The organism is Nocardioides ginkgobilobae (assembly GCF_054781275.1).
In genome coordinates, this window is sequence record NZ_BAAGUS010000002.1 from 296,742 (window position 1) to 323,220 (window position 26,479).

Genomic DNA, 26,479 nt, shown 5'->3' on the forward strand with positions numbered 1-26,479 from the left:
TGGTGCGCATCCTCCTCTTCACCGGCAAGGGCGGTGTCGGCAAGTCCACCGTGGCCTCCGGCACGGCCGCGCTCGCCGCTGCCGACGGCCACCGCACGCTGGTGCTCTCGACCGACGCGGCCCACTCGCTGGCCGACGCCTTCGGGGCGCCGGTCGGGCCGGAGCCGACCGAGGTGGCGCCCCGGCTGTTCGTCCAGCAGGTCGACGCCCAGCTGCGGTTCCAGCAGTCCTGGGCCGACATCCAGCGCTACCTCCTCTCGGTCCTCGACGTGGCCGGCGTCGACCCCGTGGCCGCCGAGGAGCTCACCGTCATCCCCGGTGCCGAGGAGGTCCTCGCACTGCTGGAGCTGCGCCTGCAGGTGCTCTCGGGCGCCTGGGACGTCGTCGTCGTCGACTGCGCCCCGACCGCCGAGACCCTGCGGCTGCTCGCACTGCCCGAGGCGCTGGGGTGGTACATGCAGCGCGTCCTGCCCGCCGAGCGGCGCATCGTCAAGGCGCTCAAGCCGGTCCTGCAGCGGGCCGCCGGCGTCCCCATGCCCGGCGACGACGTCTTCGACGCGATCGAGCGCCTCCACGCCGAGCTCGACGAGGTGCACGCGCTGCTCTCCGGGCCCGATGCCTCCGTGCGGCTCGTCCTGACCCCGGAGACCGTCGTGCTGGCCGAGGCGCGCCGCAGCTACACCAACCTCTCGCTCTTCGGCTACCGCGTCGACGGCGTCGTGGCCAACCGGGTCTTCCCCGCCGGTGGCGACGCCTGGCGCGAGGGCTGGGTCGCGGCCCAGGACGCCGTGCTCGGCCAGGTGGCGCAGTCCTTCGCCGGTCTGCCGGTCTGGCGCTCCGAGTACCGATCCGTCGAGCCGGTCGGGGTCGACGCGCTGCGCACCCTCGCCGCCGAGGTGTACGCCGGCTCCGACCCGCTCGCCCCGCCGCGCGGCGAGGGGCCCTTCCAGGTCACCCGCACGGACGCCGGCGCCGTGCTGAGCCTCGCGCTGCCCTTCGTGACGCGCGCCGAGGTCGACCTGGCCCGCAACGGCGACGAGCTGGTCGTCACCGTCGGGTCCTACCGCCGGCTGCTGACCCTGCCCTCCGGGCTCTCCCGGCTGCGGGTCGCGGGCGCGCGGGTCGAGGACGGTCGTCTGCAGGTCCGCTTCACCGACCCCGCGGCGACGGCCCCCTCGCGGGCCGCAGCGGCACCCGCCGTACGTCGTCAGACGGCCCGCCGATGAGCCAGCCGCCGCCCACCGGACCCGGAGGCCCCACCCCTCCCGGGGGACCGGGCGAGCCCGAGGACCTCGGCACCGTGGCCGAGGAGGCCGCCAAGCTGCTCGGCGCCCTCGGCGACTGGGCGCGCGACCAGGGCACCGACTGGGCTCAGGGTGCCGCCGGGCTCGCCGACCACGCCGCCACGACCGCCCGCCAGGTGCGCGACCACCTCGACGACAACCTCGCCAATGGCAGCGAGGAGTGCCGCTACTGCCCGGTGTGCCGGACCATCCACGCGGTGCGCCAGATGAGCCCGGAGGTCAAGGCGCACCTCACGACCGCGGCGACCTCGCTGCTGCAGGCGGCCGCCGGCGCCATGGCCACCCAGGTGCCCTCCGGCTCGACGGGCGCTCAGCCCGGGCGCTCGGGCGTCGAGCACATCGATCTCGACGACGACGGGTCCGACGACCCGGCGGACCCGGGGTCCCAGAGCGAGCAGCACGACCAGACCGACCCGAGCGACCCCGACCCGGAGACCCACGCGTGAGCCTGACCTGCGGCATCGACATCGGCGGCACCAAGATCCTCGGCGGCGTCGTCGACGAGGACGGCGCGATCCTCGCCGAGCTCCGGGTGGAGTCCCCGGCCAGCGACGAGGAGGCGATCGAGCGCGCCGTCTGCGACCTCGTGCGCCGGCTCTCGGCCGACCACGCGGTGGAGGCGGTCGGCGTCGGCGCCGCCGGCTACGTCGACAAGGCCCGCTCCACGGTGATGTTCGCGCCCAACATCGCGTGGCGTGACGTGCCGCTGCGTGCCGAGCTCGAGCGCGACCTCGGCCTGCCGGTCGTGGTGGAGAACGACGCCAACGTCGCGGCCTGGGGCGAGTTCCGCTTCGGCGCGGGCGCCGACGTCGACGACCTGCTGCTGGTCACCGTCGGCACGGGCGTGGGCGGCGGCCTCGTGCTCGACGGCTCGCTCTACCGTGGGGCCTTCGGCGTCGGCGCGGAGATCGGCCACATGCGCGTGGTGCCCGGCGGCATCCTGTGCGGCTGCGGCAACCACGGGTGCTGGGAGCAGTACGCCTCCGGCTCGGCGATGGTCCGCGAGGCCCGCTCCGAGGCCCGGGGCGGGTCGCTGCTGGCCCGGCACCTGCTCGACCTGGCCGGCGGCGACGCCGACCGGATCACCGGGCCGCTCATCACCGAGGCCGCCCGCGGCGGCGACCCGTTCTCGACCGAGCAGCTGGCCACCCTCGGCCGCTGGCTCGGCGAGGGCATCGCCTCGCTCACGGCGGTCCTGGACCCCGCCGTCTGCGTCATCGGCGGGGGCGTCAGCGAGGCCGGCGACCTGCTGCTCCAGCCGATCCGCCAGGCCTTCGCCGGCCAGCTCACCGGGCGCGGCCACCGCCCCAACCTCGAGATCCGCAAGGCCCGCCTGGGCAACCGCGCCGGCCTGATCGGCGCCGCCGACCTGGCCCGGCGCTGAGCGGCCCGACGGTGTCGCTGGTCCAGGCCGCCGGGGCGGCCCTCCGCGTGCCCGTCGGCGGCGCCCCGGTCGTCGGGGTGGACGTGGGCGGGACCAAGGTGATGGCCGCCGAGGTCGGACCCGACGGCACCGTCCTGCGGGTCGCTCACCGCGCCACGCCCGGTCGCCGGGTCGACGTCGCGCTGCTCGAGGACGCGCTGACCGAGGCCGTCCGCGAGGTCGCCGCGGGTCGTCGCCTCGCCGGCGTCGGCCTGGCCGCAGCCGGGTTCGTCGACGCCGCGGGGGAGCGGGTCATGTTCGCCCCGCACCTGCCCTGGCGGGGCCAGCAGGTGCGGGCACGGCTGGCCGAGCGCTGGCAGGTGCCGGTCCTGCTCGACAACGACGCCAACTGCGCGGCCCGGGCCGAGGCGGCGTACGGCGCTGCGGTCGGTGCGCGTGACGCGCTCGTCGTCACCCTCGGCACGGGCATCGGCGGCGCGGTCGTCCTCGACGGCGAGCTGCACCGCGGACGCAACGGCATGGCCGGGGAGTTCGGGCACATGCAGGTCGTGCCCGACGGGCGTGGGTGCGAGTGCGGGGGACGGGGCTGCTGGGAGCAGTACTCCTCCGGCAACGCCCTGGTCCGCCATGCCCGGGCGGGCCTGGCCGAGCCGGGAGCCGCGGGTCCGCTGCTCGACCTCGCCGAGGGCGACCCCGCCCTCGTCGACGGCCCCATGGTCACCGAGGCCGCCCGGGCCGGTGACCCCGTGGCGCTGGCGGCCTTCGCGAGCGTCGGCGGCTGGCTCGGCACCGGCCTGGCCAACCTGGTCGCGGCCCTCGACCCCGAGGTCGTCGTGGTCGGCGGTGGCGTCTCGGCCGCCGACGACCTGCTCCTCGAGCCCGCGCGCCGCGCCCTGGTCGCCTCGCTCGTCGGCGCCGAGGACCGCGTCGTCCCGCCGGTGCTGCGCGCCGCCCACGGCCCGGAAGCCGGTGCCGTCGGCGCGGCCAGCATGGTCCGCGACGCGCTCGGTCGGGGCCTGCGCCCACGGCGGGCCCGGCGCTCCCGCCGTCGGCGCTAGGAACAGTCGCCGGCAGCGACTGGGTCTCAACACGCCGGTCGCGGCTTCGTTCCTCGGTCGCGCGGCCACCGCGACCGCGCCCGCTGGCGCGGGCGCGCTACACCCGGGAGCCGTCGTCCCAGGGGTCCCGCGGTTCATTGGGCATCCGGGCGACGAGGTAGCAGAACCCACCCACGAACCAGGCGATCATCAGGTAGCCCACCCAGTCCGGCAGGTCGAGGCCCAGCACGAGCGAGACCAGCAGGAGGATCGGGGAGCCGATGACGCCCATCCAGGCGATGCCGCGGTCCGGCTCGGGGATGGGCAGCGGCGGCGGGGGCGGCGGCACGTAAGAGTCGGCGTCCTCGGCGTACGCCGGCGGCGGCTCGTCCGGCTCCGCCTCGACCCACGCGGCCGGGTCGTCGCGGCGGGCGGCTGCCGGGGGAGGGACGGTAGGAGGCACGGCCGGGTCGTCGTCGAGCTCGGCGCGCTCGCCGAAGTTCTCCACGATCGCGCGCCAGGCGTCGTCTTCTCCCTCGCGCTGCACCCGGCCAGCCTAACGAGGGACGGCCAACCGACCTACGCCGAGCCCTCGACGCCGGCCACCCGCCGGGCGAAGGCCGCGGACTCCTCGACGATGGTGTCGAGGTCGTGGTCGAGCGTCGCGACGTGGTAGCTCTCGGGCAGCCGCACGACACGGACCTCCCCGGAGACCCCTGAGGTGATGAGTGGCTCGGAGGAGTCGTCGACGACGTGGTCGACGGTCGAGCGCAGGTAGAGCACCGGCACCCGCACCTTCGGCAGGTCGGCGACCAGCGGGCCCCAGGCCTGCATCATCGAGTGCACCGCCCGGAGCGGGGTGCGGGTGTAGCCGTGCTCCTCGACCCCCGGCTTCTTGATGTCGTTGGCGATGCCGGGGAACGAGGGGACCACGTGCTTGAGCACGGGCAGCAGCTTCACGTCGAGCCGCTTCGTGGCGACGGCGGGGTTGACCACGACGACGCCGGCGATCGACGGCTCGTCGGCGGCCAGCCGCAGCACGAGGGCACCGCCCATCGACAGCCCGGCGGCGACCACCACGTCGGTGCGGGCGGCGAGCCGGCCGTGGGCGGCCCGGAGCTCGGCGTACCAGTCCGACCACCGCTTGGTGTTGAGCTCCTCCCACGTGGTGCCGTGCCCGGGCAGGCGCGGCACCTCGACGGCGTACCCCTGCGCGGCCAGCGCCTCGGCCCACGGCTTCATCGAGGCCGGCTGGCCGGTGAACCCGTGGCACAGCAGCACCCCGATCCGGCGCCCGCCGGTGGCGGCGGGGTCGGCGTCGGTGGCGAGGGGCTCGGCGAGGGGGTGCAGCGGCAGCGCGGTCATGGCGCGATCCTGCCGCACGCCGGGGGTCGGCGTGGCGCGACCCGGCAACCTCCGCGTATCTCGATCGGCCGGATCTGCCCTAGGGTGGCCGGGTGTTCTACTGGTTCCTCAAGTGGGTCGCCATCGGGCCGCTGCTGCGCGTGGTCTTCCGTCCCCAGACCGAAGGTGCCGAGCACGTCCCCGAGGAGGGGCCGGCGATCCTGGCGAGCAACCACCTGTCGTACGCCGACTGGCTGTTCATGCCGCTCACGCTGAACCGCCGCGTCACGTTCGTGGCCAAGGCGGAGTACTTCACCGGCAAGGGCGTCAAGGGCTGGCTGCAGCGCACGTTCTTCTCCGGCTCCGGCCAGGTGCCGATCGACCGCGCCGGTGCCGACGCCGCCGCCGGCGCGCTGCTCTCGGCCAAGCGCGTCCTCGGCGAGGGCGGTCTGTTCGGGATCTACCCCGAGGGCACCCGCTCCCACGACGGCAAGCTCTACCGCGGCAAGACCGGCGTCGCCCGGCTCGCGCTCGAGACCGGTGTGCCGGTCATCCCGGTCGCCGTCGTCGGCACCGACGTCGTGGCGCCCCCGGGCAAGAAGTTCGGCTCCTTCACCCGACCCGTCGTACGCTTCGGCCCGCCGCTGGACTTCTCGCGCTACGAGGGCCTGGAGAACGACCGCTACATCCTGCGCTCGATCACCGACGAGATCATGTACGAGATCATGCGGCTCTCCGGCCAGGAGTACGTCGACATGTACGCCACCCGCGCCAAGGAGCTCTCCAAGACCGAGGCGGCCGAGGCCGCCGCGGCGGGCTCCACCGGTCCCGCTGGGGAGCGGAAGGCGTCCTGACGCCCCACCAGGAGACCCGCGGGGGCGGCGAGCCCGCCGCCCTCGTCGTCGAGGACCGGATCTTCCGGGCGCTCGCCGTCCTGCGGGCGGTCCTGGTGCTCAACACCGTCGGGGTCGGGGTGTGGACCGCTGACGAGCTCGACCGGCCGTGGGTCGGCGCGCTGGCGATCAGCGCGATCGTGCTGTGGTCGGTGGCCGTCACCGCGGCGTACGCCGACGCGGCCCGCCGCACGCCACTGCTGCTGGCCGCCGACCTGGCCGTCGCCCTGGCGGCCCTGCTCGCGACGCCGCTGGTCAAGGCCGACGGCTTCGACGCGACGCTCGCGGGCTACTGGGTCATGTCGCCGATGTTCGCGTGGGCTGCGCGCTGGGGCTGGCGGGGCGGGCTCGCCGCCGGGCTGTCCGTCGGTGCCGCCGACCTGCTCATCCGCGACGAGCTGACCCAGGTCACCTACGGCAACGTCTTCCTGCTCGCCATCGGTGGACCTGTCGTGGGCTACCTCGTGGAGTCCCTGCAGCGCTCGGCCGTCCAGCGCGACCGGGCCGAGCGCGAGGCGGCCGCCGCGGCCGAGCGCGCGCGGCTGGCGCGGGCCGTCCACGACGGGGTGCTGCAGGTGCTGGCGCTGGTGCAGCGCCGCGGCGGCGAGACGGCGGCGACCGACCCGCGGCTGGCCGAGCTGGGCCGGCTCGCCGGGGAGCAGGAGGAGGCGCTGCGCGCGCTGATCCGGGCCCAGGACCGGGTGGTGCCACCGGCTGCTGGCGGCGGTGCCGCCGTGGCCGACCTGGCCGCCGCGCTCGCCACCCTGGAGTCGCCGCGGGTCGTCGTGTCCCTGCCCGGCGGGACCGTCCCGCTGCCCGAGGCGCAGGTCGCCGAGGTGCGGGCCGCGGTCGCGGCGTGCCTGGACAACGTCGAGCGGCACGCCGGTCCCGAGGCGCGCGCCTGGGTGCTGCTCGAGTCGCTGCCCGGGGCCGTGACGGTCTCGGTGCGCGACGACGGTCCCGGCATCCCCGAGGGCCGTCTCGCCCGGGCCAGCGCGGAGGGACGGCTCGGCGTGACCGGGTCCATCGAGGGCCGGCTGCGCGACCTCGGCGGCCGCGCCGACCTCGCCACAGGGTCGTGGGGCACCGAGTGGACCCTCACGCTGCCCGTCGCCCCGGCCGTCCCCCCTGCAGGAGGTCCCACCCCGTGACCATCCACACCGAGCACCCCTTCACCGATCCCGACCCCGATCCCGTACGCCGCTTCCGCGGCCGGCTCGGCGGTGCCGTCACGGTGTGGACCGCGGGTTCCGGGGCGGACCGCGCCGGCCTGACCGTCGCCTCGCTCGTGGTCGCCCTGGGGCGACCGGCCCACGTGGTCGGGCTGCTCGACCCGGACGCCGACCTCACCGAGGCGCTGCGCGACACCGGGTGCGTGGTCGTCCAGGTGCTCTCCTGGGCCGACCGCTCGCTGGCCGAGGTGTTCGCCGGCCAGGCGCCGCTGCCCGGTGGGCCCTTCCGCGCCGTGGAGTGGGAGGACACGCCCTGGGGGCCGCGGCTCGCCACTGCCGGCACCTGGCTGGGGGCCGAGCTGGTGGACGAGCGCGAGCTGGGGTGGTCCGCACAGGTGACCTGCCGCATCGCCCACGTCGAGGTCGCCGACGACCCGCCGAGCAGGGCGCTGGGCCACCGCCGGGGCCGGTGGCTGTCGCTGGGGCATGGCCTAGGGTCCGACGCGTGAGCGAGCAGCCGCTGCGGGTCATGGTGGTCGACGACCACCCGATGTGGCGCGACGCGGTCGAGCGCGACCTCGCCGGTGCCGGCTTCGACGTGGTGGCGGTCGCCGCCGACGGGGACCAGGCGATCGCCCGGTTCCCCGCGGCCCGCCCGCAGGTCGTCGTGCTCGACCTGCAGATCCCCGGTCCCAGCGGTGTCGAGGTGGCCGAGCGGGTGCTGCGCCACGACCCCTCGGCGCGGGTGCTGGTCCTCTCGGCCAGCGGGGAGCAGGACGACGTGCTCGCCGCGGTCAAGGCGGGAGCGACCGGGTACCTCGTGAAGTCGGCCTCCCGCGAGGAGCTGATCGACGCCGTGCGCCGCACCGCCGCCGGGGACCCCGTCTTCACCCCGGGGCTGGCCGGGCTGGTGCTGGGGGAGTACCGCCGGCTCTCCGACCCCACCCCCTCCGGCCCGGAGGTCCCGCAGCTGACCGAGCGCGAGACCGAGGTGCTGCGGATGGTCGCCACCGGCATGTCCTACAAGCAGATCGCCGAGCGGCTGGTGCTCTCCCACCGCACGGTGCAGAACCACGTGCAGAACACGCTCCGCAAGCTCCAGCTCCACAATCGGGTCGAGCTGACCCGTTGGGCGATCGAGCAGGGGCTGGAGGAGTGAGCCCGGGCCCCGCCGGGGACGGCTCCGCCGAGGAGATCGACCAGCTCCTCGCCCTCGCCGAGCGGCTCTACGGGCTCCCGCTGCCGGACTTCACCCCCTCCCGCGACGAGCTGGTCAAGCGGCACAAGGGGACGCCGCTGGCGGCGCGGTTGAAGGCGCTGCGCAAGCCCGCGACCGCCGCCTGGGTCGTCGACCTGCTGGTGCGGCACGAGACCGAGCAGGTCGAGCAGGTGCTGGCCGTGGGCGCGGCGCTGCGGTCGGCCCAGGACTCGATGTCGGCCGACGACCTGCGTGCGCTGACCAAGCAGCGCCGCCAGCTGACAGCCGCCGTCACGACGACGGCCAGGGGACTGGCGCGCTCGCACGGGTTGAAGGTGACCCAGGCGGTCGCCGACCAGGTCGAGGCCACGCTCACGGCCGCCATGGTCGACGCCGGCTGCGCGGCGGCGATCCGCAGCGGGCTGCTCGTCGCGCCGCTGGCCAGCACGGGCGTGGACGAGGTCGACGTCGCAGCGGCGGTGGCCCTGCCGGAGGCGCTCGGGTTCGAGGCGACGGCCGTGCCGGACGCTCCCCGCACGGAGCAGGCGCCCGGGCGGCCCGCGCTCAGCGTCGTACCCGACCCCGAGGCGGACGCCAAGGCGCGTCGGGCGGCCGAGGAGGCGCTCGCCGAGGCCGACGCGGGGCTGGCCGATGCCGAGGAGGCCCTGGCCGAGGCGCAGTCCGAGGTCGGCGAGCTGGAGGCCCGTGCCCTCGAGCTGCAGGCCGAGATCGACGAGCTCAAGCGCCGGTTGGCCGAGCTGGAGTCCGACGCCGACGACGTCGACGACGCGCTCGAGGAGGCCGAGGCCGCTCGCGACGAGGCGCGGGCGGGCCGGGACGAGGCCCGTGCGACTCGGGACGAGGCCGCGCGGGCGCTGGAGGGGTGGGCGTAGCCCTGCTCCCCGAGGGGCTCCGGCGCCGCTGCCGTGGCGGCTCCGGCGGACAGATGTGTGGCACGGGGGTGCCGCTGTCCACGACACTCCATGACGACGGTGCCGCCGGCACGTGCCGAGCAGCAGACGTGGGCAGGTGTGCCGTGTGCGTGCGGGAGTCACCCGGGTCGCTGTTGCAGGTCCTCGAGGATCCGGTCGCGCTCGGCGTCGGGCAGCGAGTCCGCAGTGAAGACGTGGAACGAGTCTGTGTCGTACCTGACTGCGAGGACCTTCGAGGGTGGGTACCCCGGGAACCTCCACGCAGCCACGTGCTCCGGCTGTGCCGGGAAGACGGAGCCTCTGGCGTCACGGCCCACGTCCTCGCAGACGGCCCTCTCCGCCTCCGCGTGTCGGCTCGCCGGTCGCTGGGTGGTGCCGTACGACGAGTAGACCGCGGACCCCACCCGTATCTGCGTCGTGCAGTCGCTTGCGGTCGCGGACTCGCTCGTCGGTCCCTCGTCGGTCGAGCAGGCCGACAGCAGCAGCGCGGCTGCCAGCAGCAGATTCCCACCGACCGGCTTCCTGGTCATGAGGCTCTGACGTCGCCGTCGCCGTGGTGGTTCCGTGACCTGCCCCCCGTGCCTGCTGGCGCCGCGCTGCCGCGCGCAGACCTGGTCGGCCGGCCCGGTGGCGGGCTGTCGGCTGGTCACCCGCCGTGGGTGAACCCCACGACCTTGCCGGCCGCCCGCGCGTAGGCGATCTCCCTGGCCGTCGACCCACCCACGTAGCCGCCGGGGTCGACGACCAGCACGCGGTCCGCGAGGTCGATCTTGCGCAGGTGCAGCTCGTCGAGGACGCGCTTCTGCTCCGGCGACGGGGACGAGTCGGCCTCGCAGGGCGCGAGGACGATGACACCTGCCAGCGTGAGGTCGCGCTCCACCGCGCGCATCTCCGCCAGGAACCGCGCCGACCCGCAGAGGCAGACGATCTCCGGTCGGTCGAGCCCGCTCAGAGCAGCGCCCAGCCCTTCGACCGCTCGACCGCCTCGGTCCAGCGCCGGTGGGCGGCGTCGGCGGCACCGCGGTCGGCCGAGGGGGTGAAGGAGCGGTCCAGCTGCCAGGTCTCGCGCAGCTCGTCGGTGGACCCCCAGACGCCGACGCCCAGGCCGGCGAGGAAGGCCGCACCGAGCGCGGTGGTCTCCGTGAGGCGCGGTCGCTCGACGCTGAGCCCGAGCTGGTCGGCCTGCAGCTGGCAGAGCAGGTCGTTGGCGCACGCCCCGCCGTCGACGGCCAGCGACGTCCGCGCCGGCATCGTCTCGAGCACGTCGCGCACCTCGAAGGTGATCGCCTCGAGGGTGGCGCGCACGAGGTGGGAACGGGTCGTGCCCCGGGTGATGCCGAGGATGGTGCCGCGGGCGTGCGGGTCCCAGTGCGGGGCGCCGAGCCCGGTGAGGGCGGGGACGAAGACGACGCCGTCGGAGGAGTCGACCGTGGCCGCGATCGCCTCGGTCTCGGCTGCCGAGCCGACGATCTGCAGCCCGTCGCGCAGCCACTGCACGGCCGCCCCGGTCACGAAGATCGCGCCCTCGAGGGCGTAGGTCAGCTCACCGGACGGCGAGCGCCAGGCCGCGGTGGTCAGGAGCCCGTCGTCGGAGCGCACCGGCTCCGAACCGGTGTTGGTGAGGATGAAGGAGCCGGTGCCGTAGGTGCACTTGGCGTCCCCCTCGTCGAAGCACGTCTGCCCGAAGAGCGCCGACTGCTGGTCGCCGGCGATGCCCGCGATCGGCAGCTCGAGGTCGAGGAACGACCTCGGGTCGGACAGCGCGACCTCGCCCCAGGAGGGCACGAGGTCCGGCAGGGCGTCGCGGGGCACGCCGAAGATCTCGCACAGCTCCTCGGACCAGTCGCCGGCGGCGAGGTCGAAGAGCAGCGTGCGGCTGGCGTTGGAGACGTCGGTGACGTGGTGCAGCCCGCGCGTCATCCGGGCGATGAGGTAGGAGTCGACCGTGCCGACGGCGTACCTGCCCTCCTCGACCAGGGCCCAGGTGCGCGGCTCCTCCTCTGCCAGCCAGCGCAGCTTGGTGCCGGAGAAGTAGGGGTCCAGGCGCAGCCCGGTGAGCTCGCGGACCCGGTCCTCGTGGTCCTCCTCGCGGAGCCGGGTGCAGATGTCGGCGGTGCGACGGTCCTGCCAGACGATCGCGCGACGTGGCGAGCCGAGGGTCTCGCGGTCCCAGAGCAGCACGGTCTCGCGCTGGTTGGTGATGCCGATGGCGCGCAGCTGCGAGGCGTCGAACCGCGCCAGCGCCGCCCTCGTGGCCTCCAGGGTCGACTGCCAGATCTCCTCCGGCGCGTGCTCGACCCAGCCCGGCCTCGGGAAGTGCTGGGCGAACTCCTGGTAGCCCTTGGCCACGATGTCGCCCTGCGGCGAGACGACGACCGCGGTGACCCCCGTCGTGCCGGCGTCGATCGCCAGGACGCTCACGACGCGGACCCGCCGTCCTCGCCGCGGGCGATGGCGAGCACCCGTCGGTCGATCCACGACAGGTCGTCGGCCACGCGCATCTCGTAGTTCTCGGTGCCGACCCATGCGTGCAGGTCGCGGTGGCCGCCCGCGCGGGCCATCGCCTCGAGCTCCTCGCGCAGCTCCGGCGTCACCGGCACCTTCTCCTCCTCGGTGGAGGCGGTGAGGTAGAGGTCGTTGAGGTCGAGCAGCCGCGCCAGCTCCTGCACGGGCGCGGCGTGGTCGTCGACGCGCAGGTCGCAGGCGATGTCGTCACCGCCGGAGTACCCCGCCCCCTCGCGCACGACCAGCAGGGCCGCCGACTGGCGGCCCCGGCTGTCGCCGCCCGCCTCGTCGCCGGCCGCCAGCGCGGCGAGCAGCCGGTGGGCCAGGGGCATCGAGTCGTCGGTGGCCAGGAACGCTGCCTCCATGGCGAGCACGACGTCCTCGCCGGTGAGGATGTTGCCCTGGATCGCGTAGCCGTCGCCGGTCACCCCGCCGGCCCAGTCCAGGCAGGCGCTGCCGGTGTGGGTGGCTGCGCCGCCCTCGACGTCGACGATGCCCACCTGCCGGTGGTCGCGGCCGGGGTCCTCCTCGAGCAGCCGCTGCAGGGCGATCGAGGCGTTCGCGCCCTCGTCGAGGTGCGCCAGCGCCAGGCCCTTGTAGGCGACGTTGGCGTCGGCCTGCGTGGCGATCGCCCCGACCTGCGCGACCGCGGCAGGTACGGCGCTGCCGACCGCCAGGAACTTCGACGCGACCGCCACCCCCCACTCGGCTTCCTCGGGGTCGGGGTGTCCGGACCTGGCCACGATCGAGAAGGTCATGCGCGGGACCCTAGGACATCCGGCCACCCCGGGTGGGGTGTGACCCGGGTCATGTGTCGCTAGGGTCGGTACATGCGAGTGGGAGTCCTGACCGGAGGCGGGGACTGCCCCGGCCTCAACGCCGTCATCCGCGCCGTCGTCCGCAAGGGCGTGAGGCAGCACGGGTTCGAGTTCCTGGGGTACCGCGACGGCTGGAAGGGGCCGCTCGAGGGCCTGACGATGCCGCTGGGCGTGGAGCAGTGCCGCGGCATCCTGCCGCGCGGCGGCACCATCCTGGGCTCCTCGCGCACGAACCCGTTCAAGCTCGAGGACGGCGTCCAGCAGATCACCGACAACCTCGCCCGCGACGGCGTGGACGCGCTCATCGCCATCGGCGGCGAGGACACCCTCGGCGTGGCCACCAAGCTCGCGGACCTCGGCGTCAAGGTCGTCGGCGTGCCGAAGACGATCGACAACGACCTCTCCGGCACCGACTTCACCTTCGGGTTCGACACCGCGGTCAACATCGCCACCGACGCCATCGACCGGCTGCACACGACCGCCGAGTCGCACCACCGGGTGCTCGTCGTCGAGGTGATGGGGCGGCACGCCGGCTGGATCGCCCTGCACTCCGGCATCGCCGGCGGTGCCAGCGCCGTGCTCATCCCCGAGCAGCCCTTCGACATCGAGGCCGTGTGCCGCCACGTGGAGGCGCGCTTCGAGTCCGAGTACGCCCCGATCATCGTCGTCTCCGAGGGCGCCGTGCCGAAGGAGGGCGGCGACATGACGCTGGTCTCCGGCGAGAAGGACGACTTCGGCCACGTCCGCCTCGGCGGTATCGGCGACCGGCTCGCCTCCGAGATCGAGCACCGCACCGGCAAGGAGGCCCGCGCGGTCGTGCTCGGCCACATCCAGCGCGGCGGCACCCCGACCGCCTTCGACCGCTGGCTCGCGACCCGCTTCGGGCTGCAGGCCGTCGACGCCGTCGCCGACGGCGACTTCGGCACGATGATGGCGCTGCGCGGCACCCGGATCGAGCGGGTCCCGCTCGCCGAGGGCACCGGGGTGCTCAAGACCGTCAGCCCCGAGGAGTACGCCGAGGCCGAGGTCTTCTTCGGCTGAGCCGATCCCGGTGTGCCCGGCCGTGGTCGGCCGGGCGCCCGGTCACGTCAGCGAGGCGATGAGCTCCTCGACCCGACCGCGGATCTCGTCGCGGATCGGACGCACGGCTTCGAGCCCCTGCCCGGCCGGGTCCTCGAGCACCCAGTCCTCGTAGCGCTTGCCGGGGAAGAACGGGCACTCGTCGCCGCAACCCATCGTGATGACCACGTCCGACTCCTGCACGGCCTCGGTGGTGAGGATCTTCGGCTGGGCCGCGGCGATGTCGATGCCCTCCTCGGCCATCGCGGCGACGGCCGCCGGGTTGACCTGGTCGGCGGGCTGGGAGCCGGCCGAGAGCACCTCGATCCGGTCCCCGGCGAGGTGCTGCAGGTAGCCCGCGGCCATCTGCGAGCGCCCGGCGTTGTGGACGCAGACGAAGAGCACGGTCGGCTTGCCGGTCTGGTCGGCGGTGGTGGTGGTCACGAGGGGTCTCCTAGGGAGGTCGAGGAGTGGTCCGGGGACGAGGGGACGTGGAGGGAGGCCGCCGGGTAGAGCAGTCGCACGAGCAGCACGGCCAACCCAGCCCCGAGGACCTGGAAGGCCAGGAACGGCGCGACCGAGGCCGGCGAGATGCCGGCGAAGGTGTCGGAGAACATCCGGGCGACGGTCACCGCCGGGTTGGCGAAGCTGGTCGAGCTGGTGAACCAGTAGGCCGCGGTGATGTAGCCGCCCACGGCGTACGCGATGGTGTCGGTGCGTCCGGAGCGCACCGACCCGAAGATGACGACGAGCAGGCCCAGCGTCGCGACGACCTCGGCCAGCCACAGGTCGCCGCCCGTGCGCTCCCGGGTGGAGATCGTGACCGCGTCGAGGTCGAACATCAGGTTGGCCACGACCGCGCCGACGACGCCGCCGGCGACCTGGCCGAGCACCAGCGGGACGGCGTCGCGCAGGTGCAGCAGCCCCAGGACGACCTCGGCGAGGGTGACCAGCGGGTTGAACGCGGCCGAGACCGGCTGCAGCGCGAGGATCAGCGCGACCAGGACGGCGCCGGTCACGATGCTGTTCTGCAGCAGCTGCAGGCCGACGTCGTCGGGGGAGAGGCGGGTCGCGGCGATGCCGGAACCGATGACCGCGGCGACGAGGAAGGCGGTGCCGACGACCTCGGCGGCCACCTTGCGCAGCAGCAGGTCCCCGCCCATCGGCGGGCTCGGACGTTGCGTCACCGGGCGACGCCGCCCAGCAGCGACGCGACGTCGGCGAGCGCCGTCGTGCTGACCCGGTAGTAGACCCACACGCCGCGCTTGGACCGCTCCAGCAGCCCGACCTGGTGCAGCACCTTGAGGTGGTGGCTGATGGTGGGCTGGGAGAGCTCGAAGGCGTCGTTGAGGTCGCACACGCACGCCTCGCCGTCCTCGTGCGAGGCGACGAGCGAGACCAGGCGCAGGCGCACGGGGTCGGCCAGGGCCTTGAGCAGCGGCGCGATCCGGTCGGCCGTGGCGGCGTCCAGCGGCTGCGCCGTCAGGGGCGAGCAGCAGGCGACGGTCTCGGCCGGGCTGGGCAGCACGGCGGGAGCGGACTTCGGCATGCGTCTATCTTCACACCCGTCGATGTCTCGGCCCGGCTGCCGCTCGGCGAACATCGGGTGAACGATGGTCGGCGGCGCTCAGCACGTGCTGCTCCCCAGGGTCAGCAGGGTCGGTGAGGGTGCGCAGCACCCGGCCTCCTCGGTGTCCGGCGCGCCGTCGAAGGCCCCGGACCCGCCGCACACCCCGGTCTCGGGGAGCACCAGCTCCACCCGGCTCGCCGCCTCGTGGTCACCGGCGATCGCCGCGACGACGCTGCGCACCTGCTCGAACCCGGTGAGGGCGAGGAACGACGGCGCGCGGCCGTAGGACTTCATGCCGGCGAGGTAGAGCCCGGGCTCGGGCTGGGCGAGCTCGGCGGCGCCGTGCGGGTAGACCGTGCCGCAGGAGTGCACGTTGGGGTCGATGAGCGGGGCCAGTCGCCGTGGTGCGGACAGCACCGGGTCGAGGTCCAGCCGCACCTCGGAGAGCCAGCCGAGGTCGGGCCGGAAGCCGGTGACCACGACGAGCTCGTCGACCGCCTCGACCCGGCGGCCGTCGAGCCCGGTGACGGCCAGGGTGCCGGGATGCGCCGGGTCGTCCTCGACGGCCGTCGCCCGGAACCCGGTGACCGTGGTGACCGGACCCTGCTCGACCGCCCGGCGCGCGCTGCTCCCGAGCGCGCCGCGGGCGACGAGCTGGTCGTTGTCGCCACCGCCGAAGGCGGCGCTGGCATCGCCCCGTCGCACCAGCCAGGTGACCCGGGTCGAGGGCACGTCCTCGGCCAGCGCGGCGAGCGCGACCAGGGTGTTCTGCGCGGAGGCACCGGTGCCGGCCACGACGACGTGCCGCCCGGCGTACCTGCTCCGCACCGCGGGGTCGACCAGGTCCGGTACGGCGTAGGCGATCCGGTCCGCATGGGTGCGCTCGCCCCGCGCGGGGAGCCCGTCCGCGCCGAGGGGGCCGTGGCCCGACCAGGTGCCGGAGGCGTCCACGACGGCGGCGGCCCGCAGGACCGTCTCGGCGTCGGGGCCGGCGACGTGCACGGCGAACGGGGTGTCCTCGCGTCCGGCGTCGACCAGGCGGTCCCGGCCCTCGCGCGCCAGCCCGACCACCCGGTGGCCCGTGCGCACCTCGACCTCGCCCGTCGCCTCGAGCGCAGCCGCGAGCGGCAGGAGGTACGCCGTCGCCCACTCCTCCCCGGTGGGGTAGGTCGCCGGGTCGGGTCGGCTCCACCCGGACCGGGCGAGGAGCGCCTCGGCGACCGGGTCCACGAGCTCGGCCCAGGAGGAGAAGAGCCGCACGTGCCCCCAGGCCCGCACGGCGGCGGCGGCGGTGGGCCCGGCCTCGAGCACCACGGTCGGCAGTCCGCGGGACCGGGCGTGGGCCGCGGCCGCCAGGCCGATGGGGCCGGCGCCGACGACGACGAGCGGCAGGGTCCGGGTGGGAGCGGGCACGGGTGCCTCCGATGGAGATAGATGGATGTCGATGGAAGGTCGACGACGACAAGGTATCGACAGGCGTCGATGTGTGCAAGCATCGAGAGGCATCGATGTACGGTGCGGCGGTGCTGAGCGACGTGCGGGTGCGGCCGATGCGTGCCGAGGACCTGGAGCAGGTGCGGTCGGTGTACGCCGAGGGCGTGGCCGGCAGGGGTGCGACCTTCGAGACCGAGGTGCCGGAGGCCGCCACGCTGGCCGCGCGCTGGTTGCCCGACCACCGCTGGGTGGCCGAGCGCGCCGGACAGGTCCTGGGCTGGACCGCCGTGTCGCCCGTCTCCGCCCGTGCCTGCTACGCCGGCGTGGGGGAGTCGACCGTCTACGTCGCCTCCGCCGCGCACGGTGCCGGCGTCGGTCGGGCGCTCCTGGAGCACCTGGTGCGCGCCGCCGACTCCGGTGGGCTGTGGACCCTGCAGGCCTCGGTCTTCCCCGAGAACCTCGCCTCGCTGCACCTGCACCACGCCGTCGGGTTCCGCACCGTGGGGGTGCGGTCCCGCATCGCGCGCCTCGACGGACGCTGGCGCGACACCGTGCTCCTCGAGCGCCGCCGCGACCCGCGTCTCGACGGGCCGGAGGACCCCGCCGGGACGGTGGGGACGGCCGGGTGAGCCCCGGGTGGTGTGCGCAGGTCGCGAGGCGGAGAAGATCTGCGGTTGACCGATCCCGCAGCAGGCCAGGAGCACCCATGACCACCGACACCTCCGCGCCGCAGGCCGCCGAGGAGGGCGAGCTCAAGAGGGTCCTCGGACCTCGGCTGCTGCTGCTCTTCATCGTCGGCGACATCCTGGGCGCCGGCATCTACGCCGTCACCGGCGAGATGGCGCTGGAGGTGGGCGGCATCGTCTGGGTGCCGTTCCTGGTGGCCTTCGCGGTCGCCACGCTCACGGCCTTCTCCTACCTCGAGCTGGTGACCAGCCACCCGCAGGCCGCGGGTGCGGCGCTCTACGCCCACAAGGCCTTCGGGGTGCATTTCGTGACCTTCCTCGTGGCGTTCGCGGTGATCTGCTCCGGCATCACCAGCGCCTCGACGTCGGCCAACCTGCTGGCCACCAACCTGCTCGCGGGACTCCAGGGCTCCGGCTGGGACGGCGCCCCCCAGTCCAGCACCGCGGTGACCGCGGTCGCCGTCGGCTTCATGGTCCTGCTCGCGGCCATCAACCTGCGCGGGGTCGGGGAGAGCGTGAAGTTCAACGTCGTGCTGACCCTCATCGAGGTCGCGGCGCTGGTCATCGTGATCGCCATCGGCTTCACCGTCATCGGCCGCGGTGACGCCGACATGTCGCGTCTCGTCGTCTTCGAGTCCGGCTCCGAGCGGGGCATCTTCCTCGCCGTCACGGTGGCCACGGCCATCGCCTTCTTCGCGATGGTCGGCTTCGAGGACTCGGTCAACATGGTCGAGGAGACCCAGGACCCTGAGCGCACCTTCCCGCGGATCATGCTGACCGGCCTCGGCATCGCGGTCGTCTTCTACGTCCTCGTCGCCATCTCCGTCATCGCGGTCATCCCCGAGGGGCAGATCGCCGACGTGGTCGACCAGGAGGGCAAGGTCCTGCTCAACGTGGTCGAGATCGGCGCCCCCGACCTGCCGATCGGCGAGATCTTCCCGTACCTCACGGTCATCGCGGTGGCCAACACCGCGCTCATCAACATGCTCATGGCCAGCCGCCTGCTCTACGGCCTGGCCAAGCAGGACGTGCTCCCGCGCTCCCTGGCGAAGGTGCTGCCGGTCCGGCGCACGCCGTGGGCCGGGATCGCCTTCTCCACCGTGCTGGCGCTGGCCCTCATCGTCGCCGTGACCTTCCTCGCCGAGACCTCCGTCATCACCGCCCTGTCCGGCACGACCGCGCTCTTGCTGCTGTGCGTCTTCGCCGTGGTCAACATCGCGTGCATCGTGCTGCGCCGCGACCCCCGCAGCCGCCACGGCTTCACCGCCCCCACCGCCGTGCCGTACGTCGCCGCCGTGGCCTGCCTGTTCCTCGCCGGGCCGTGGGCGCGGGACCGCGAGGACTGGATCCAGTACCAGGTCGCCGCGGGGATGCTCGCGGTCGGCGTCGTGCTGTGGGCGCTCACCTGGGCGACCAACCGCGGGGTCCGCGCCAAGAAGACCGGCTTCCGCGACATCGAGCACCTCGACCACTAGTGCCGGCACCGGGAGCCCGGCCGCACCGTCGACGGAGCCGGGCCCGAGCGGTCCATGCCCGCTCGCCGACTCGGAGCGGGCGGGGGAGCGGACGTACCCTGGAGGGGTGAGCATCCCCAGCCTCGAGGACCTGCACGCGATCGGCGCCCTCCAGCAGCCGACGTACCCCGACCGCGGGGCCCTCGACGACGCCGTGACCCGCCTGCGCACGATGCCGCCGCTGGTCTTCGCCGGTGAGTGCGACGACCTCACCGAGAAGCTCGCCGCGGTCACCCGCGGCGAGGCCTTCCTGCTCCAGGGCGGCGACTGCGCCGAGACCTTCGCCGACGTCACTGCCGACAACGTGCGCAACAAGCTGCGGGTGCTGCTGCAGATGGCCGTGGTGCTGACGTACGCCGGCTCCGTGCCGGTCGTGAAGCTCGGCCGCCTCGCCGGCCAGTACGCCAAGCCGCGCTCCTCCGACCTCGAGACCCGCGTGGTGGACGGCGAGGAGGTCACGCTCCCGGCGTACCGCGGCGACGCCGTCAACGGCTTCGACTTCACCCCGGAGTCGCGGATCCCCGACCCGCAGCGGCTGCTGGACGTCTACAACGCCTCCGCCGCCACCCTCAACCTCGTGCGTGCCTTCGTCACCGGTGGGTACGCCGACCTGCGCCAGGTCCACACCTGGAACACCGACTTCGTGAAGAGCTCGCCCGCGGGGCAGCGCTACGAGCAGCTCGCCGGCGAGATCGACAAGGCGCTGTCGTTCATGAAGGCGATCGGGGCCGACCCCGAGGAGCTGCGCCGCGTCGACTTCCACAGCAGCCACGAGGCGCTGCTCATGGAGTACGAGCACGCGATGACCCGCATCGACTCCCGCACCGACAAGCCCTACAACGTCTCGGGCCACTTCGTGTGGATCGGTGAGCGCACCCGTCAGCTCGACGGCGCCCACGTGGAGTACTTCCGCCACATCTCCAACCCCATCGGGGTCAAGCTCGGGCCCACCGCGACCGCCGACGACGCGCTCGCGCTGGCCGCCCGGCTGAACCCGGAGAACACCCCCGGGCGCCTGAGCTTCATCACCCGCTTCGGGGCCGACAAGGTCCGCGACGGTCTTCCCGGGCTGGTCGAGAAGGTCACCGCCGAGGGCGTCCAGGTCGCCTGGGTCTGCGACCCGATGCACGGCAACACCTTCACCTCCTCCACCGGCTACAAGACCCGCCGTTTCGACGACGTGGTCGGCGAGGTCCAGGGCTTCTTCGACGTCCACCACGCCCTGGGCACCTGGCCCGGCGGCATCCTGGTCGAGATGACCGGCGACGACGTCACCGAGTGCATCGGTGGCGGCGAGGAGCTCGACGAGCACGGCCTGGCCCACCGCTACGAGTCGGTGGTCGACCCGCGTCTCAACCGGGTGCAGTCGCTCGAGCTGGCCTTCCACGTCGCGGAGATGCTCCGAGCAGGGACGGCCTGAGCGAAGCGAAGGCCGTGCCGTCGCGAGGAGGGTTGAGCAAGCCCCGCTCGCGCGAGCCTGCGAGCGCGAGCGACGGGCGTGTCGAAACACCCCGCCTGGTACTGGATACGTTGGGCCGGTGATCGACCTCCGCTCCGACACGCTGACCAAGCCCACCGAGGCGATGCGCGCCGCGATGGCCCGCGCCGAGGTCGGCGACGACGTGTACGGCGAGGACCCGACGGTCCGGGCGCTCGAGGAGCGGGTGGCGGGGCTGTTCGGCCACGAGGACGCCCTGTTCACCCCGACGGGCTCGCTGGCCAACGTGCTGGCGGTCGGTCTCCTCGTCGCACCCGGCCAGGAGGTCCTCTGCGAGGCCTCGGCGCACGTCGCCCGGGCCGAGCTGGGGGCGCACGGCGCCGTCAGCGGCGTCACGATGCGCACCTGGATCCACCCCACCGGCGGGTTCGACCTCGACGTCGTGCGCTCGCTCGTCGCGCCCGAGATGGGCCCGTTCTTCGTGCGCACCGCCGCGATCGCGGTCGAGAACACCCACAACTTCGCCGGTGGCACCGTCGTCGGCATCGAGCAGCTGCAGGCCCTGCGCGGGCTCGCCGACGAGGCCGGGGTCGCCATGCACGTCGACGGCGCTCGGCTGTGGAACGCCCACGTGGCCACCGGCACCCCGCTGGCGGCGTACGGCGCGGTCGCGGACTCCCTGGCGGTCTGCCTGTCCAAGGGCCTGGGTGCCCCCGTCGGTTCGCTCGTCGTGGGCTCGGCGGAGGCGATGACCGAGGCGCGGGTGCGGCGCAAGCGGCTCGGCGGCGGGATGCGGCAGGTCGGCATCCTGGCCGCGGCCGGGCTGCACGCCCTCGACCACCACGTCGAGCGGCTCGCGGACGACCACGACCACGCCCGGCTGCTCGCCGAGGCCGTGGGGGTGGACCCCGCCACGGTGCACACCAACATCGTGGTCCTCGACCACGACGACGCCCCGGGCTACGTCGCCCGCGCCCGCGAGGCGGGCGTCCTGGTCTCGGCGGTGGGGCCGCGCACGGTCCGCTTCGTCACGCACCTCGACGTCACGCGCGCCGACGCCGAGCAGGCGGCCTCGGTGCTCGCCGGCCTCTAGGCCCAGCCCTCGCGGGGCGAGCCGGCTCAGCCCTCGCGGGCCCGCTCCGAGGCGTCGACCCGCCCGAGTGCGGCCGGCAGCCGGCGTACGGCGGAGGCGAGCTCGCGCAGCTCGCTGCCCAGCAGCGCCTGCGGGCCGTCGCACAGCGCCGACTCGGGGTCGGGGTGGACGTCGACGATGACCCCGTCCGCGCCGACGCCCATGGCGGCCCGGGCCAGCGGCACGACGAGGTCCTTGCGGCCGGCGGCGTGCGAGGGGTCGACGATGACCGGGAGGTGGCTGGTCGCCTGCACCACGGGGACCGCGGAGATGTCGAGGGTGTTGCGGGTCGAGGGCTCGAAGGTGCGGATGCCGCGCTCGCACAGGACGACGTCGAGGTTGCCCCGGCGCGCGATGTACTCCGCGGCCATCAGCCACTCCTCGATGGTGGCGGTCATGCCGCGCTTGAGCAGCACCGGCTTGCCCGCGGCGCCGACCGCCTCCAGCAGCCCGAAGTTGGCCATGTTGCGGGTGCCGACCTGGAGCATGTCGGCGTGCTCGGCCACGACCGCAACGTCGCGGCTGTCCACGACCTCGGTCACCACCGGCAGCCCGGTCGCCTCACGCACGTCGGCGAGGATCTCCAGCCCGCGGACACCCAGCCCCTGGAAGGCGTACGGCGAGGTGCGCGGCTTGAACGCACCCCCGCGCAGCAGCGTGGCGCCCGCGGCGAGGGCCATCTGGGCCGCGTCGAGGGTCTGGCTCGGCGTCTCGACGGCGCACGGGCCGGCGATGAGCGTGAAGGTGTCGGGGCCGATCGGCACCTGGCGGCCGGTGCCGACCCACACCGTGGACCGGTCGGGGTGGTGCTGGCGGCTGACCAGCTTGTAGGGATCGGAGATCCGGTGCACGTCGGCGACGCCGCGCAGCGTGCGCAGGTTGAGGTGGTGGAAGGACTCGATGTCGCCGACCAAGCCGATGATCGTGCGGGTCACGCCCTTGCTGACGTTCGCCTCGCCGCCCACCGCCTCGACGCGGGCCACGACGGCCGCCACGTCCTCCTCGGTGGCGTCGGGTGCCATCACGACGACCATGCGCGGAACGCTAGTGGCGCGGGCTCCCTGGACCGTCAGACGACCAGGTGCTGGACCTCGCCCTCGACCTTGCGACGCGGCGCCAGCTCGACCAGCAGCATCGCGGTCAGCACCATGGCGCCGCCCAGCAGCATCCGCGAGGTGGCTGCCTCACCGCCGAGCCAGACGGCGAAGGAGGCCGCGAAGACCGGCTCCATCGACATGATGATGGCGCTGCGCGTGGGCGGCAGGTGGGCCTGTGCCCAGGTCTGGGCCAGCATCGCCGCGGCGCCGGCCACCAGCGCCATGTAGACCACCGAGGCCCAGTCGGCGCCGGTCGCGGGGAGCACGACGCCGTCGGGCAGGGTCGCGATCGAGCACAGCACCGCGATCACGCCGATCTGCACGATCGACATGCCCAGCGCCTGCCGCGGGTCCGACCAGGCGCCCAGGCCCACGATGTGCAGCGCGTAGAGGCCCGCCGCCACCAGGGTGATCGCCTCGCCGTAGCCGACCGAGAGGCCCTGCAGGGTCAGCACGCCCAGGCCGAGGGCCGCGAGCGCGACGGCGGCCCAGGTCAACGCGCCGATCCGGGTGCGGAGCAGCAACGCCGCCAGGAGCGGGGTGAGGACGACGTACATCCCCGTGACGAAGCCGGAGACACTGGCGGGGGTGTGGGCCAGGCCGGCGGTCTGCAGGACCTGGGCGACACCGTAGACCCCGCCCAGGACCGCGGCGTGCTTGCGCGACTCCGGGCTCAGCCGCCGCACGGCCTGCGGCGCGACCAGGAGCATCGCGGCGGTGGCGACCAGGAAGCGGACGGCGAGGAAGTCGAGCGTCGGCACCCGGTCGAGCAGGTCGCGGATGAGGAAGAACGTCGAGCCCCAGGAGGCGGTCATCGCGAGCAGGGCCAGGGTCGCGAGCAGGGAGGTGCGGCGGGAGGTCACGGCCGCACCTCGTCCCGGATCGCCCTCAGCACCGCGAGGTCGCCGTCCTCGTCGCGCGAGCCGGGCGTCTCGAGCACGAACGGCACGCCGGCGAGGGCCGGGTGGGCGAACAGCTCGCCGAAGGCCGCAGCGCCGATGTGGCCCCGCCCGATCCGCTCGTGCCGGTCCTTCATCGACCCGCGCACGTCCTTCGAGTCGTTGGCGTGCACCAGCCGCAGCCGGCCGGGGCCGCCGATCTCCACGACGCGGTCGACGGTGGCGGTGGCACCGCCGGGCTCGTCGAGCGGCGCGCCGGCGGCGAAGACGTGGCAGGTGTCCAGGCAGATGCCCGCGCGCGGGTGGCGGTCCAGGGCGTCGAGGTAGCCCGCGAGGTCCTCGACCCCGGCGCACAGCGAGCGGCCCTGGCCAGCGGTGGGCTCCAGCAGCAGCCACGGTCCGCCGTCGGACGGGTCGTCGCCGAGCAGCTCCAGCAGCGGCAGCAGGCCCTCGCGGACCTGCCGCATCGCGGCCTCGTGCCGCTCGCGCCCATCACCAGGGGTGGGGTCGACGTAGGACCCGGTGTGGACCACCACGCCCTCGGCGCCGATCTCCGCGGCCCGGCGCAGGTTGTGCGCGACCACGGCCACGCTGTTGTCGTAGGTGCTCGCCGTGGGGGAGCCCAGGTTCACCAGGTACGGCGCGTGGATGAAGGTCCGGATCCCACGCTCTGCCGCCGCGACCCTGAACGCCTCGTCCTCGGCGGGCCTGCCCGGGCTGAGGGCCCACCCGCGCGGGTTGCCGACGAACACCTGCAGCGTCTCGCAACCGAGTCGTTCGGCGTCGGCCAGCGCGCCGGCGACCAATCCCTTCCCGACGAGCAGGTGGGTCCCGATCGGGTTGCAGGGGGCCGGGTAGGTGGGCATGGGCGCATCCTCTCCGCCCCACCTCGGCGGGACGGAATCGGGGGCTGGGCCGGGAGGGTCCTCAGATGATCGACAGCGTGATGGTGCTGCCGCGGGGCACCGACTGGCCCCCGCCGGGGTCCTGGCTGAAGACGAAGCCCAGGCCGAGGTAGCCGCTGGCGTTGACGGTCCGCACGACGAAGCCGAGCGCCTCGAGCTCCTGGCGGGCCGACTCCACGCCCTGGGCGCGCACGTTGGGCACCTCGACCAGCTCCGGGCCGAGGGAGACCACGAGCGTGACGGTGTCGCCCCGGAACAGCGTGCCCGACTGGGGGGTCTGGGCGATGACCGCGCCCTCGGGGACGGTGTCATCGAACTGCTCCTGGGCGCGGTCCACGACCAGGCCCTTGCGCTCCAGCACCGCCTGCGCACGGTCGGCGTCCTCGCCGACCCAGTCGCCGACGTTGATGGGCTTGCGTCCCTTGCTGACCACGAGGTCGACGGCGCTGCCGGGTCGCAGCTGGCGACCCTCACCGGGATCGTGGCGGATGACCCGACCGCTGTCGACGGTCTCGGAGAACTTCTCCTTCACCCGGCCCACCTCGAGGGAGACCTCCGCCAGCGCGTCGCGAGCCTCGTCCTCGGTGAGCCCCTTGAGCGTGGGCACGGGGTACTTCTCCACGCCCAGGGACAGCACCAGGATGACGGTCTCGCCGGGCAGCACCCGGTCGCCGGGGCCGGGAGAGCTGCTGACCACGTCGCCGCGGTCCACGGACTCGCTGTAGACCCCGTCGGCCAGGTCGACCTCGAAGCCGGCCTCCTCGAGCTCGGCGACCGCCGAGCTCTCGGTCTGGCCCAGGACGGTCGGCACGGTGGTGTAGCGGGCCCAGCCGAACCACCAGGCACCGAGCCCGACCCCGGCGGCAAGCAGGAGCGCCAGCAGCAGGGCGACCGGGCCGCGCCAGCGGCGCCGGCGGGCGGGGGCCGGGTGCCCGGCGGGACCACCCGGTGCCGGTCGGGCTCCTGGCGGCTCCGCGGCACGGCCGGCGGGCCGGGTGCCCGGCGCGGCGACGACGGCGGTCGGCTCGGCGTCGGCGTCGGCGTCGGCACCCGGTGTCACGCCCAGCGCGACGAGGTCGGCCAGCTCCTCGGGCTCCCAGACCTCGGGGGAGGTGTCGCCGAGGCGGTGCTGCTCGGCCGCGGGCGGCTCGTCGGTGCCGACCCCTGCGGCGGCGACCGCGGCCAGCAGCGGGGTGAGGTCCTGGGTGAGCTCGACGTCCTCGCTCACGCCGGCGGCCAGCGCGTTCGAGACCCGGTGGACGTGGCGCAGGAGCACGCCGGCGTCGGCGGGGCGCTGGCTGCGGTCACGGGCCGTCGCCCTGGCCACCAGCGCATCGACGTACGCCGGGATGCCGGGGACCCGCAGCGACGGCGCCGGGACGTCCTCGTGCACGTGCTTGTAGGCCACCTGGATCGGGGTCTCGCCCTCGTGCGGCTTGGAGCCGGTCAGCAGCTCGTAGAGCATCACGCCGACGGCGTAGACGTCGGCGCGCGCATCGCTGGTGCCCTCGGAGACCAGCTCGGGGGCGAGGTAGGAGACCGTGCCGATGAGCACCCCGCCCGTGGCGGTGTGCTGGGTGTCGGTGCCGATGGCCTTGGCCAGGCCGAAGTCAGCGACCTTCACGCGCCCGTCGTCGGCGATGAGGACGTTCTCCGGCTTCACGTCGCGGTGGATGATCCCGGCGCGGTGCGCGGCGGCCAGGGCGGAGACGACCGGCTCGAGCAGCGCAAGCGCGCGGGCCGGCGGCATCGGGGCCTCCTTGGTGACGGTGTCGCGCAGCGTGTGGCCGCTGACCAGCTCCATCGCCAGGAAGAGGGTGCCGTCGTCGTCGCCCTGGTCGTAGACCGCGACGATGTTGGGGTGGCTCAGCCGGGCCGCAGCCCGCGCCTCGCGCACGAAGCGGGCGGCGAAGTCGCCGTCGTCCCCGAGCCCGGGGTGCATGATCTTCACCGCGACGGTGCGGTGCAGGCGCTGGTCGACGGCCTCGTGCACCGAGGCCATCCCGCCCCGGGCGACGCGCGGGCCGACGAGGTAGCGCCCGTCGAGGAGCTGGCCCTGCGGCTCCCGGTCTGTCACAGCGAGCCTCCTGCGTTCCGGAGGGCTCATCCTACGTTCGGGCGGGCGCGCGGCCCGGCTGCCCCCGGGGCCCGGCGTGGC

Annotated in this window: 28 protein-coding genes; 14 read left to right on the forward strand and 14 right to left on the reverse strand. The window is 74.3% G+C overall.

Annotated features, from left to right (window positions below; all coding sequences use genetic code 11):
* The first annotated feature begins 2 nt into the window (after positions 1 to 2).
* The 4 genes from ACYVID_RS03720 to ACYVID_RS03735 are packed head-to-tail and all read left to right on the forward strand — an operon-like array spanning position 3 to position 3,746.
* A complete protein-coding gene (locus ACYVID_RS03720; RefSeq protein ID WP_460734521.1) occupies positions 3 to 1,226 on the forward strand; it encodes an ArsA family ATPase in 1,224 nt (407 codons plus the stop codon).
* The gene (locus ACYVID_RS03725; RefSeq protein WP_460734524.1) at positions 1,223 to 1,750 is read left to right on the forward strand and encodes a hypothetical protein; all 528 of its coding nucleotides are present in this window, start codon (positions 1,223 to 1,225) and stop codon (positions 1,748 to 1,750) included. Before ACYVID_RS03720 ends, ACYVID_RS03725 begins: the two co-directional genes overlap by 4 nt.
* A complete protein-coding gene (locus ACYVID_RS03730; protein WP_460734526.1) occupies positions 1,747 to 2,688 on the forward strand; it encodes an ROK family glucokinase in 942 nt (313 codons plus the stop codon). The genes ACYVID_RS03725 and ACYVID_RS03730 overlap by 4 nt, the downstream gene beginning before the upstream one ends.
* 11 nt (positions 2,689 to 2,699) lie before the next feature.
* Positions 2,700 to 3,746: an ROK family protein gene (locus ACYVID_RS03735; protein ID WP_460734528.1), complete on the forward strand. Its 1,047-nt coding sequence runs from the start codon at positions 2,700 to 2,702 to the stop codon at positions 3,744 to 3,746.
* Positions 3,747 to 3,843: 97 nt separating this feature from the next.
* Here ACYVID_RS03735 and ACYVID_RS03740 read toward each other — a convergent pair whose 3' ends face one another.
* The gene (locus ACYVID_RS03740; protein ID WP_460734530.1) at positions 3,844 to 4,272 is read right to left on the reverse strand and encodes a hypothetical protein; all 429 of its coding nucleotides are present in this window, start codon (positions 4,270 to 4,272) and stop codon (positions 3,844 to 3,846) included.
* A 32-nt stretch (positions 4,273 to 4,304) separates the two neighbouring features.
* On the reverse strand, positions 4,305 to 5,090 hold the full coding sequence (locus ACYVID_RS03745) for an alpha/beta hydrolase (protein ID WP_460734532.1): 786 nt from the start codon (positions 5,088 to 5,090) through the stop codon (positions 4,305 to 4,307).
* Between the two features lie 92 nt (positions 5,091 to 5,182).
* Between ACYVID_RS03745 and ACYVID_RS03750 the strand changes: the two genes are divergently transcribed.
* The 5 genes from ACYVID_RS03750 to ACYVID_RS03770 are packed head-to-tail and all read left to right on the forward strand — an operon-like array spanning position 5,183 to position 9,225.
* Positions 5,183 to 5,923: a lysophospholipid acyltransferase family protein gene (locus ACYVID_RS03750; protein ID WP_460734536.1), complete on the forward strand. Its 741-nt coding sequence runs from the start codon at positions 5,183 to 5,185 to the stop codon at positions 5,921 to 5,923.
* Positions 5,920 to 7,113 carry a MacS family sensor histidine kinase gene (macS, locus tag ACYVID_RS03755; RefSeq protein WP_460734641.1) on the forward strand — a complete coding sequence of 398 codons (1,194 nt, stop codon included), beginning with the start codon at positions 5,920 to 5,922 and terminating at the stop codon, positions 7,111 to 7,113. The genes ACYVID_RS03750 and macS overlap by 4 nt, the downstream gene beginning before the upstream one ends.
* The gene (locus ACYVID_RS03760; protein WP_460734538.1) at positions 7,110 to 7,643 is read left to right on the forward strand and encodes a flavin reductase family protein; all 534 of its coding nucleotides are present in this window, start codon (positions 7,110 to 7,112) and stop codon (positions 7,641 to 7,643) included. The genes macS and ACYVID_RS03760 overlap by 4 nt, the downstream gene beginning before the upstream one ends.
* A gap of 20 nt (positions 7,644 to 7,663) precedes the next feature.
* Positions 7,664 to 8,293, forward strand: coding sequence for a response regulator (locus ACYVID_RS03765; protein ID WP_460734643.1), 630 nt, complete (start codon positions 7,664 to 7,666; stop codon positions 8,291 to 8,293).
* Complete coding sequence (locus ACYVID_RS03770; RefSeq protein WP_460734540.1) at positions 8,290 to 9,225, forward strand: hypothetical protein; 936 nt, start codon at positions 8,290 to 8,292, stop codon at positions 9,223 to 9,225. Before ACYVID_RS03765 ends, ACYVID_RS03770 begins: the two co-directional genes overlap by 4 nt.
* Before the next feature lie 158 nt (positions 9,226 to 9,383).
* On the opposite strand, the gene ACYVID_RS03775 is transcribed toward ACYVID_RS03770, so the two are convergent.
* From ACYVID_RS03775 to ACYVID_RS03790, 4 genes are all read right to left on the reverse strand, one after another.
* On the reverse strand, positions 9,384 to 9,794 hold the full coding sequence (locus tag ACYVID_RS03775) for a DUF6281 family protein (RefSeq protein WP_460734542.1): 411 nt from the start codon (positions 9,792 to 9,794) through the stop codon (positions 9,384 to 9,386).
* A 116-nt stretch (positions 9,795 to 9,910) separates the two neighbouring features.
* Complete coding sequence (locus tag ACYVID_RS03780; protein WP_460734544.1) at positions 9,911 to 10,144, reverse strand: hypothetical protein; 234 nt, start codon at positions 10,142 to 10,144, stop codon at positions 9,911 to 9,913.
* Between the two features lie 68 nt (positions 10,145 to 10,212).
* Positions 10,213 to 11,685, reverse strand: a complete 1,473-nt coding sequence (gene glpK / locus ACYVID_RS03785) for a glycerol kinase GlpK (RefSeq protein ID WP_460734546.1) — start codon at positions 11,683 to 11,685, stop codon at positions 10,213 to 10,215.
* The gene (locus ACYVID_RS03790) at positions 11,682 to 12,527 is read right to left on the reverse strand and encodes a DUF1028 domain-containing protein (protein ID WP_460734548.1); all 846 of its coding nucleotides are present in this window, start codon (positions 12,525 to 12,527) and stop codon (positions 11,682 to 11,684) included. The genes glpK and ACYVID_RS03790 overlap by 4 nt, the downstream gene beginning before the upstream one ends.
* A gap of 72 nt (positions 12,528 to 12,599) precedes the next feature.
* Between ACYVID_RS03790 and ACYVID_RS03795 the strand changes: the two genes are divergently transcribed.
* Complete coding sequence (locus ACYVID_RS03795) at positions 12,600 to 13,628, forward strand: 6-phosphofructokinase (protein WP_460734550.1); 1,029 nt, start codon at positions 12,600 to 12,602, stop codon at positions 13,626 to 13,628.
* A gap of 42 nt (positions 13,629 to 13,670) precedes the next feature.
* On the opposite strand, the gene ACYVID_RS03800 is transcribed toward ACYVID_RS03795, so the two are convergent.
* From ACYVID_RS03800 to ACYVID_RS03815, 4 genes are all read right to left on the reverse strand, one after another.
* A complete protein-coding gene (locus ACYVID_RS03800) occupies positions 13,671 to 14,090 on the reverse strand; it encodes an arsenate reductase ArsC (protein ID WP_460734552.1) in 420 nt (139 codons plus the stop codon).
* Positions 14,087 to 14,833, reverse strand: a complete 747-nt coding sequence (locus ACYVID_RS03805) for an aquaporin (RefSeq protein WP_460734554.1) — start codon at positions 14,831 to 14,833, stop codon at positions 14,087 to 14,089. The genes ACYVID_RS03800 and ACYVID_RS03805 overlap by 4 nt, the downstream gene beginning before the upstream one ends.
* Positions 14,830 to 15,195 (reverse strand): metalloregulator ArsR/SmtB family transcription factor, encoded by a 366-nt coding sequence (locus tag ACYVID_RS03810; protein ID WP_460734556.1) that lies wholly within the window; start codon positions 15,193 to 15,195, stop codon positions 14,830 to 14,832. The genes ACYVID_RS03805 and ACYVID_RS03810 overlap by 4 nt, the downstream gene beginning before the upstream one ends.
* Before the next feature lie 78 nt (positions 15,196 to 15,273).
* Positions 15,274 to 16,629 (reverse strand): FAD-dependent oxidoreductase, encoded by a 1,356-nt coding sequence (locus ACYVID_RS03815; RefSeq protein WP_460734558.1) that lies wholly within the window; start codon positions 16,627 to 16,629, stop codon positions 15,274 to 15,276.
* A 110-nt stretch (positions 16,630 to 16,739) separates the two neighbouring features.
* On the opposite strand from ACYVID_RS03815, the gene ACYVID_RS03820 reads away from it, so the two are divergent.
* The 4 genes from ACYVID_RS03820 (at position 16,740) to ACYVID_RS03835 (ending at position 21,381) form a co-directional block, all read left to right on the forward strand.
* Positions 16,740 to 17,279, forward strand: coding sequence for a GNAT family N-acetyltransferase (locus ACYVID_RS03820; protein ID WP_460734560.1), 540 nt, complete (start codon positions 16,740 to 16,742; stop codon positions 17,277 to 17,279).
* Positions 17,280 to 17,356: 77 nt separating this feature from the next.
* Positions 17,357 to 18,811, forward strand: coding sequence for an APC family permease (locus ACYVID_RS03825; protein WP_460734562.1), 1,455 nt, complete (start codon positions 17,357 to 17,359; stop codon positions 18,809 to 18,811).
* A 106-nt stretch (positions 18,812 to 18,917) separates the two neighbouring features.
* Complete coding sequence (locus tag ACYVID_RS03830) at positions 18,918 to 20,270, forward strand: class II 3-deoxy-7-phosphoheptulonate synthase (protein ID WP_460734564.1); 1,353 nt, start codon at positions 18,918 to 18,920, stop codon at positions 20,268 to 20,270.
* 118 nt (positions 20,271 to 20,388) lie between these two features.
* Positions 20,389 to 21,381, forward strand: coding sequence for a threonine aldolase family protein (locus tag ACYVID_RS03835; protein WP_460734566.1), 993 nt, complete (start codon positions 20,389 to 20,391; stop codon positions 21,379 to 21,381).
* Between the two features lie 26 nt (positions 21,382 to 21,407).
* On the opposite strand, the gene aroF is transcribed toward ACYVID_RS03835, so the two are convergent.
* The 4 genes from aroF to pknB form a co-directional block, all read right to left on the reverse strand.
* A complete protein-coding gene (aroF, locus tag ACYVID_RS03840; protein WP_460734568.1) occupies positions 21,408 to 22,454 on the reverse strand; it encodes a 3-deoxy-7-phosphoheptulonate synthase in 1,047 nt (348 codons plus the stop codon).
* A 35-nt stretch (positions 22,455 to 22,489) separates the two neighbouring features.
* On the reverse strand, positions 22,490 to 23,380 hold the full coding sequence (locus ACYVID_RS03845) for a DMT family transporter (RefSeq protein ID WP_460734570.1): 891 nt from the start codon (positions 23,378 to 23,380) through the stop codon (positions 22,490 to 22,492).
* The gene (locus ACYVID_RS03850) at positions 23,377 to 24,282 is read right to left on the reverse strand and encodes a deoxyribonuclease IV (RefSeq protein ID WP_460734572.1); all 906 of its coding nucleotides are present in this window, start codon (positions 24,280 to 24,282) and stop codon (positions 23,377 to 23,379) included. Before ACYVID_RS03850 ends, ACYVID_RS03845 begins: the two co-directional genes overlap by 4 nt.
* A 61-nt stretch (positions 24,283 to 24,343) precedes the next feature.
* On the reverse strand, positions 24,344 to 26,398 hold the full coding sequence (gene pknB / locus ACYVID_RS03855; RefSeq protein ID WP_460734574.1) for a Stk1 family PASTA domain-containing Ser/Thr kinase: 2,055 nt from the start codon (positions 26,396 to 26,398) through the stop codon (positions 24,344 to 24,346).
* Between the last annotated feature and the right edge of the window lie 81 nt (positions 26,399 to 26,479).

Excerpts from the sequence above, each read along its gene's own strand:
- ACYVID_RS03725 (WP_460734524.1), top strand. The coding sequence starts at position 1,223 with ATGAGCCAGCCGCCGCCCACCGGACCCGGAGGCCCCACCCCTCCCGGG.
- ACYVID_RS03745 (WP_460734532.1), bottom strand. The coding sequence starts at position 5,090 with ATGACCGCGCTGCCGCTGCACCCCCTCGCCGAGCCCCTCGCCACCGAC.
- ACYVID_RS03765 (WP_460734643.1), top strand. The coding sequence starts at position 7,664 with ATGGTGGTCGACGACCACCCGATGTGGCGCGACGCGGTCGAGCGCGAC.
- ACYVID_RS03775 (WP_460734542.1), bottom strand. The coding sequence starts at position 9,794 with ATGACCAGGAAGCCGGTCGGTGGGAATCTGCTGCTGGCAGCCGCGCTG.
- ACYVID_RS03790 (WP_460734548.1), bottom strand. The coding sequence starts at position 12,527 with ATGACCTTCTCGATCGTGGCCAGGTCCGGACACCCCGACCCCGAGGAA.
- ACYVID_RS03795 (WP_460734550.1), top strand. The coding sequence starts at position 12,600 with ATGCGAGTGGGAGTCCTGACCGGAGGCGGGGACTGCCCCGGCCTCAAC.
- ACYVID_RS03810 (WP_460734556.1), bottom strand. The coding sequence starts at position 15,195 with ATGCCGAAGTCCGCTCCCGCCGTGCTGCCCAGCCCGGCCGAGACCGTC.
- ACYVID_RS03825 (WP_460734562.1), top strand. The coding sequence starts at position 17,357 with ATGACCACCGACACCTCCGCGCCGCAGGCCGCCGAGGAGGGCGAGCTC.
- aroF (WP_460734568.1), bottom strand. The coding sequence starts at position 22,454 with ATGGTCGTCGTGATGGCACCCGACGCCACCGAGGAGGACGTGGCGGCC.
- ACYVID_RS03850 (WP_460734572.1), bottom strand. The coding sequence starts at position 24,282 with ATGCCCACCTACCCGGCCCCCTGCAACCCGATCGGGACCCACCTGCTC.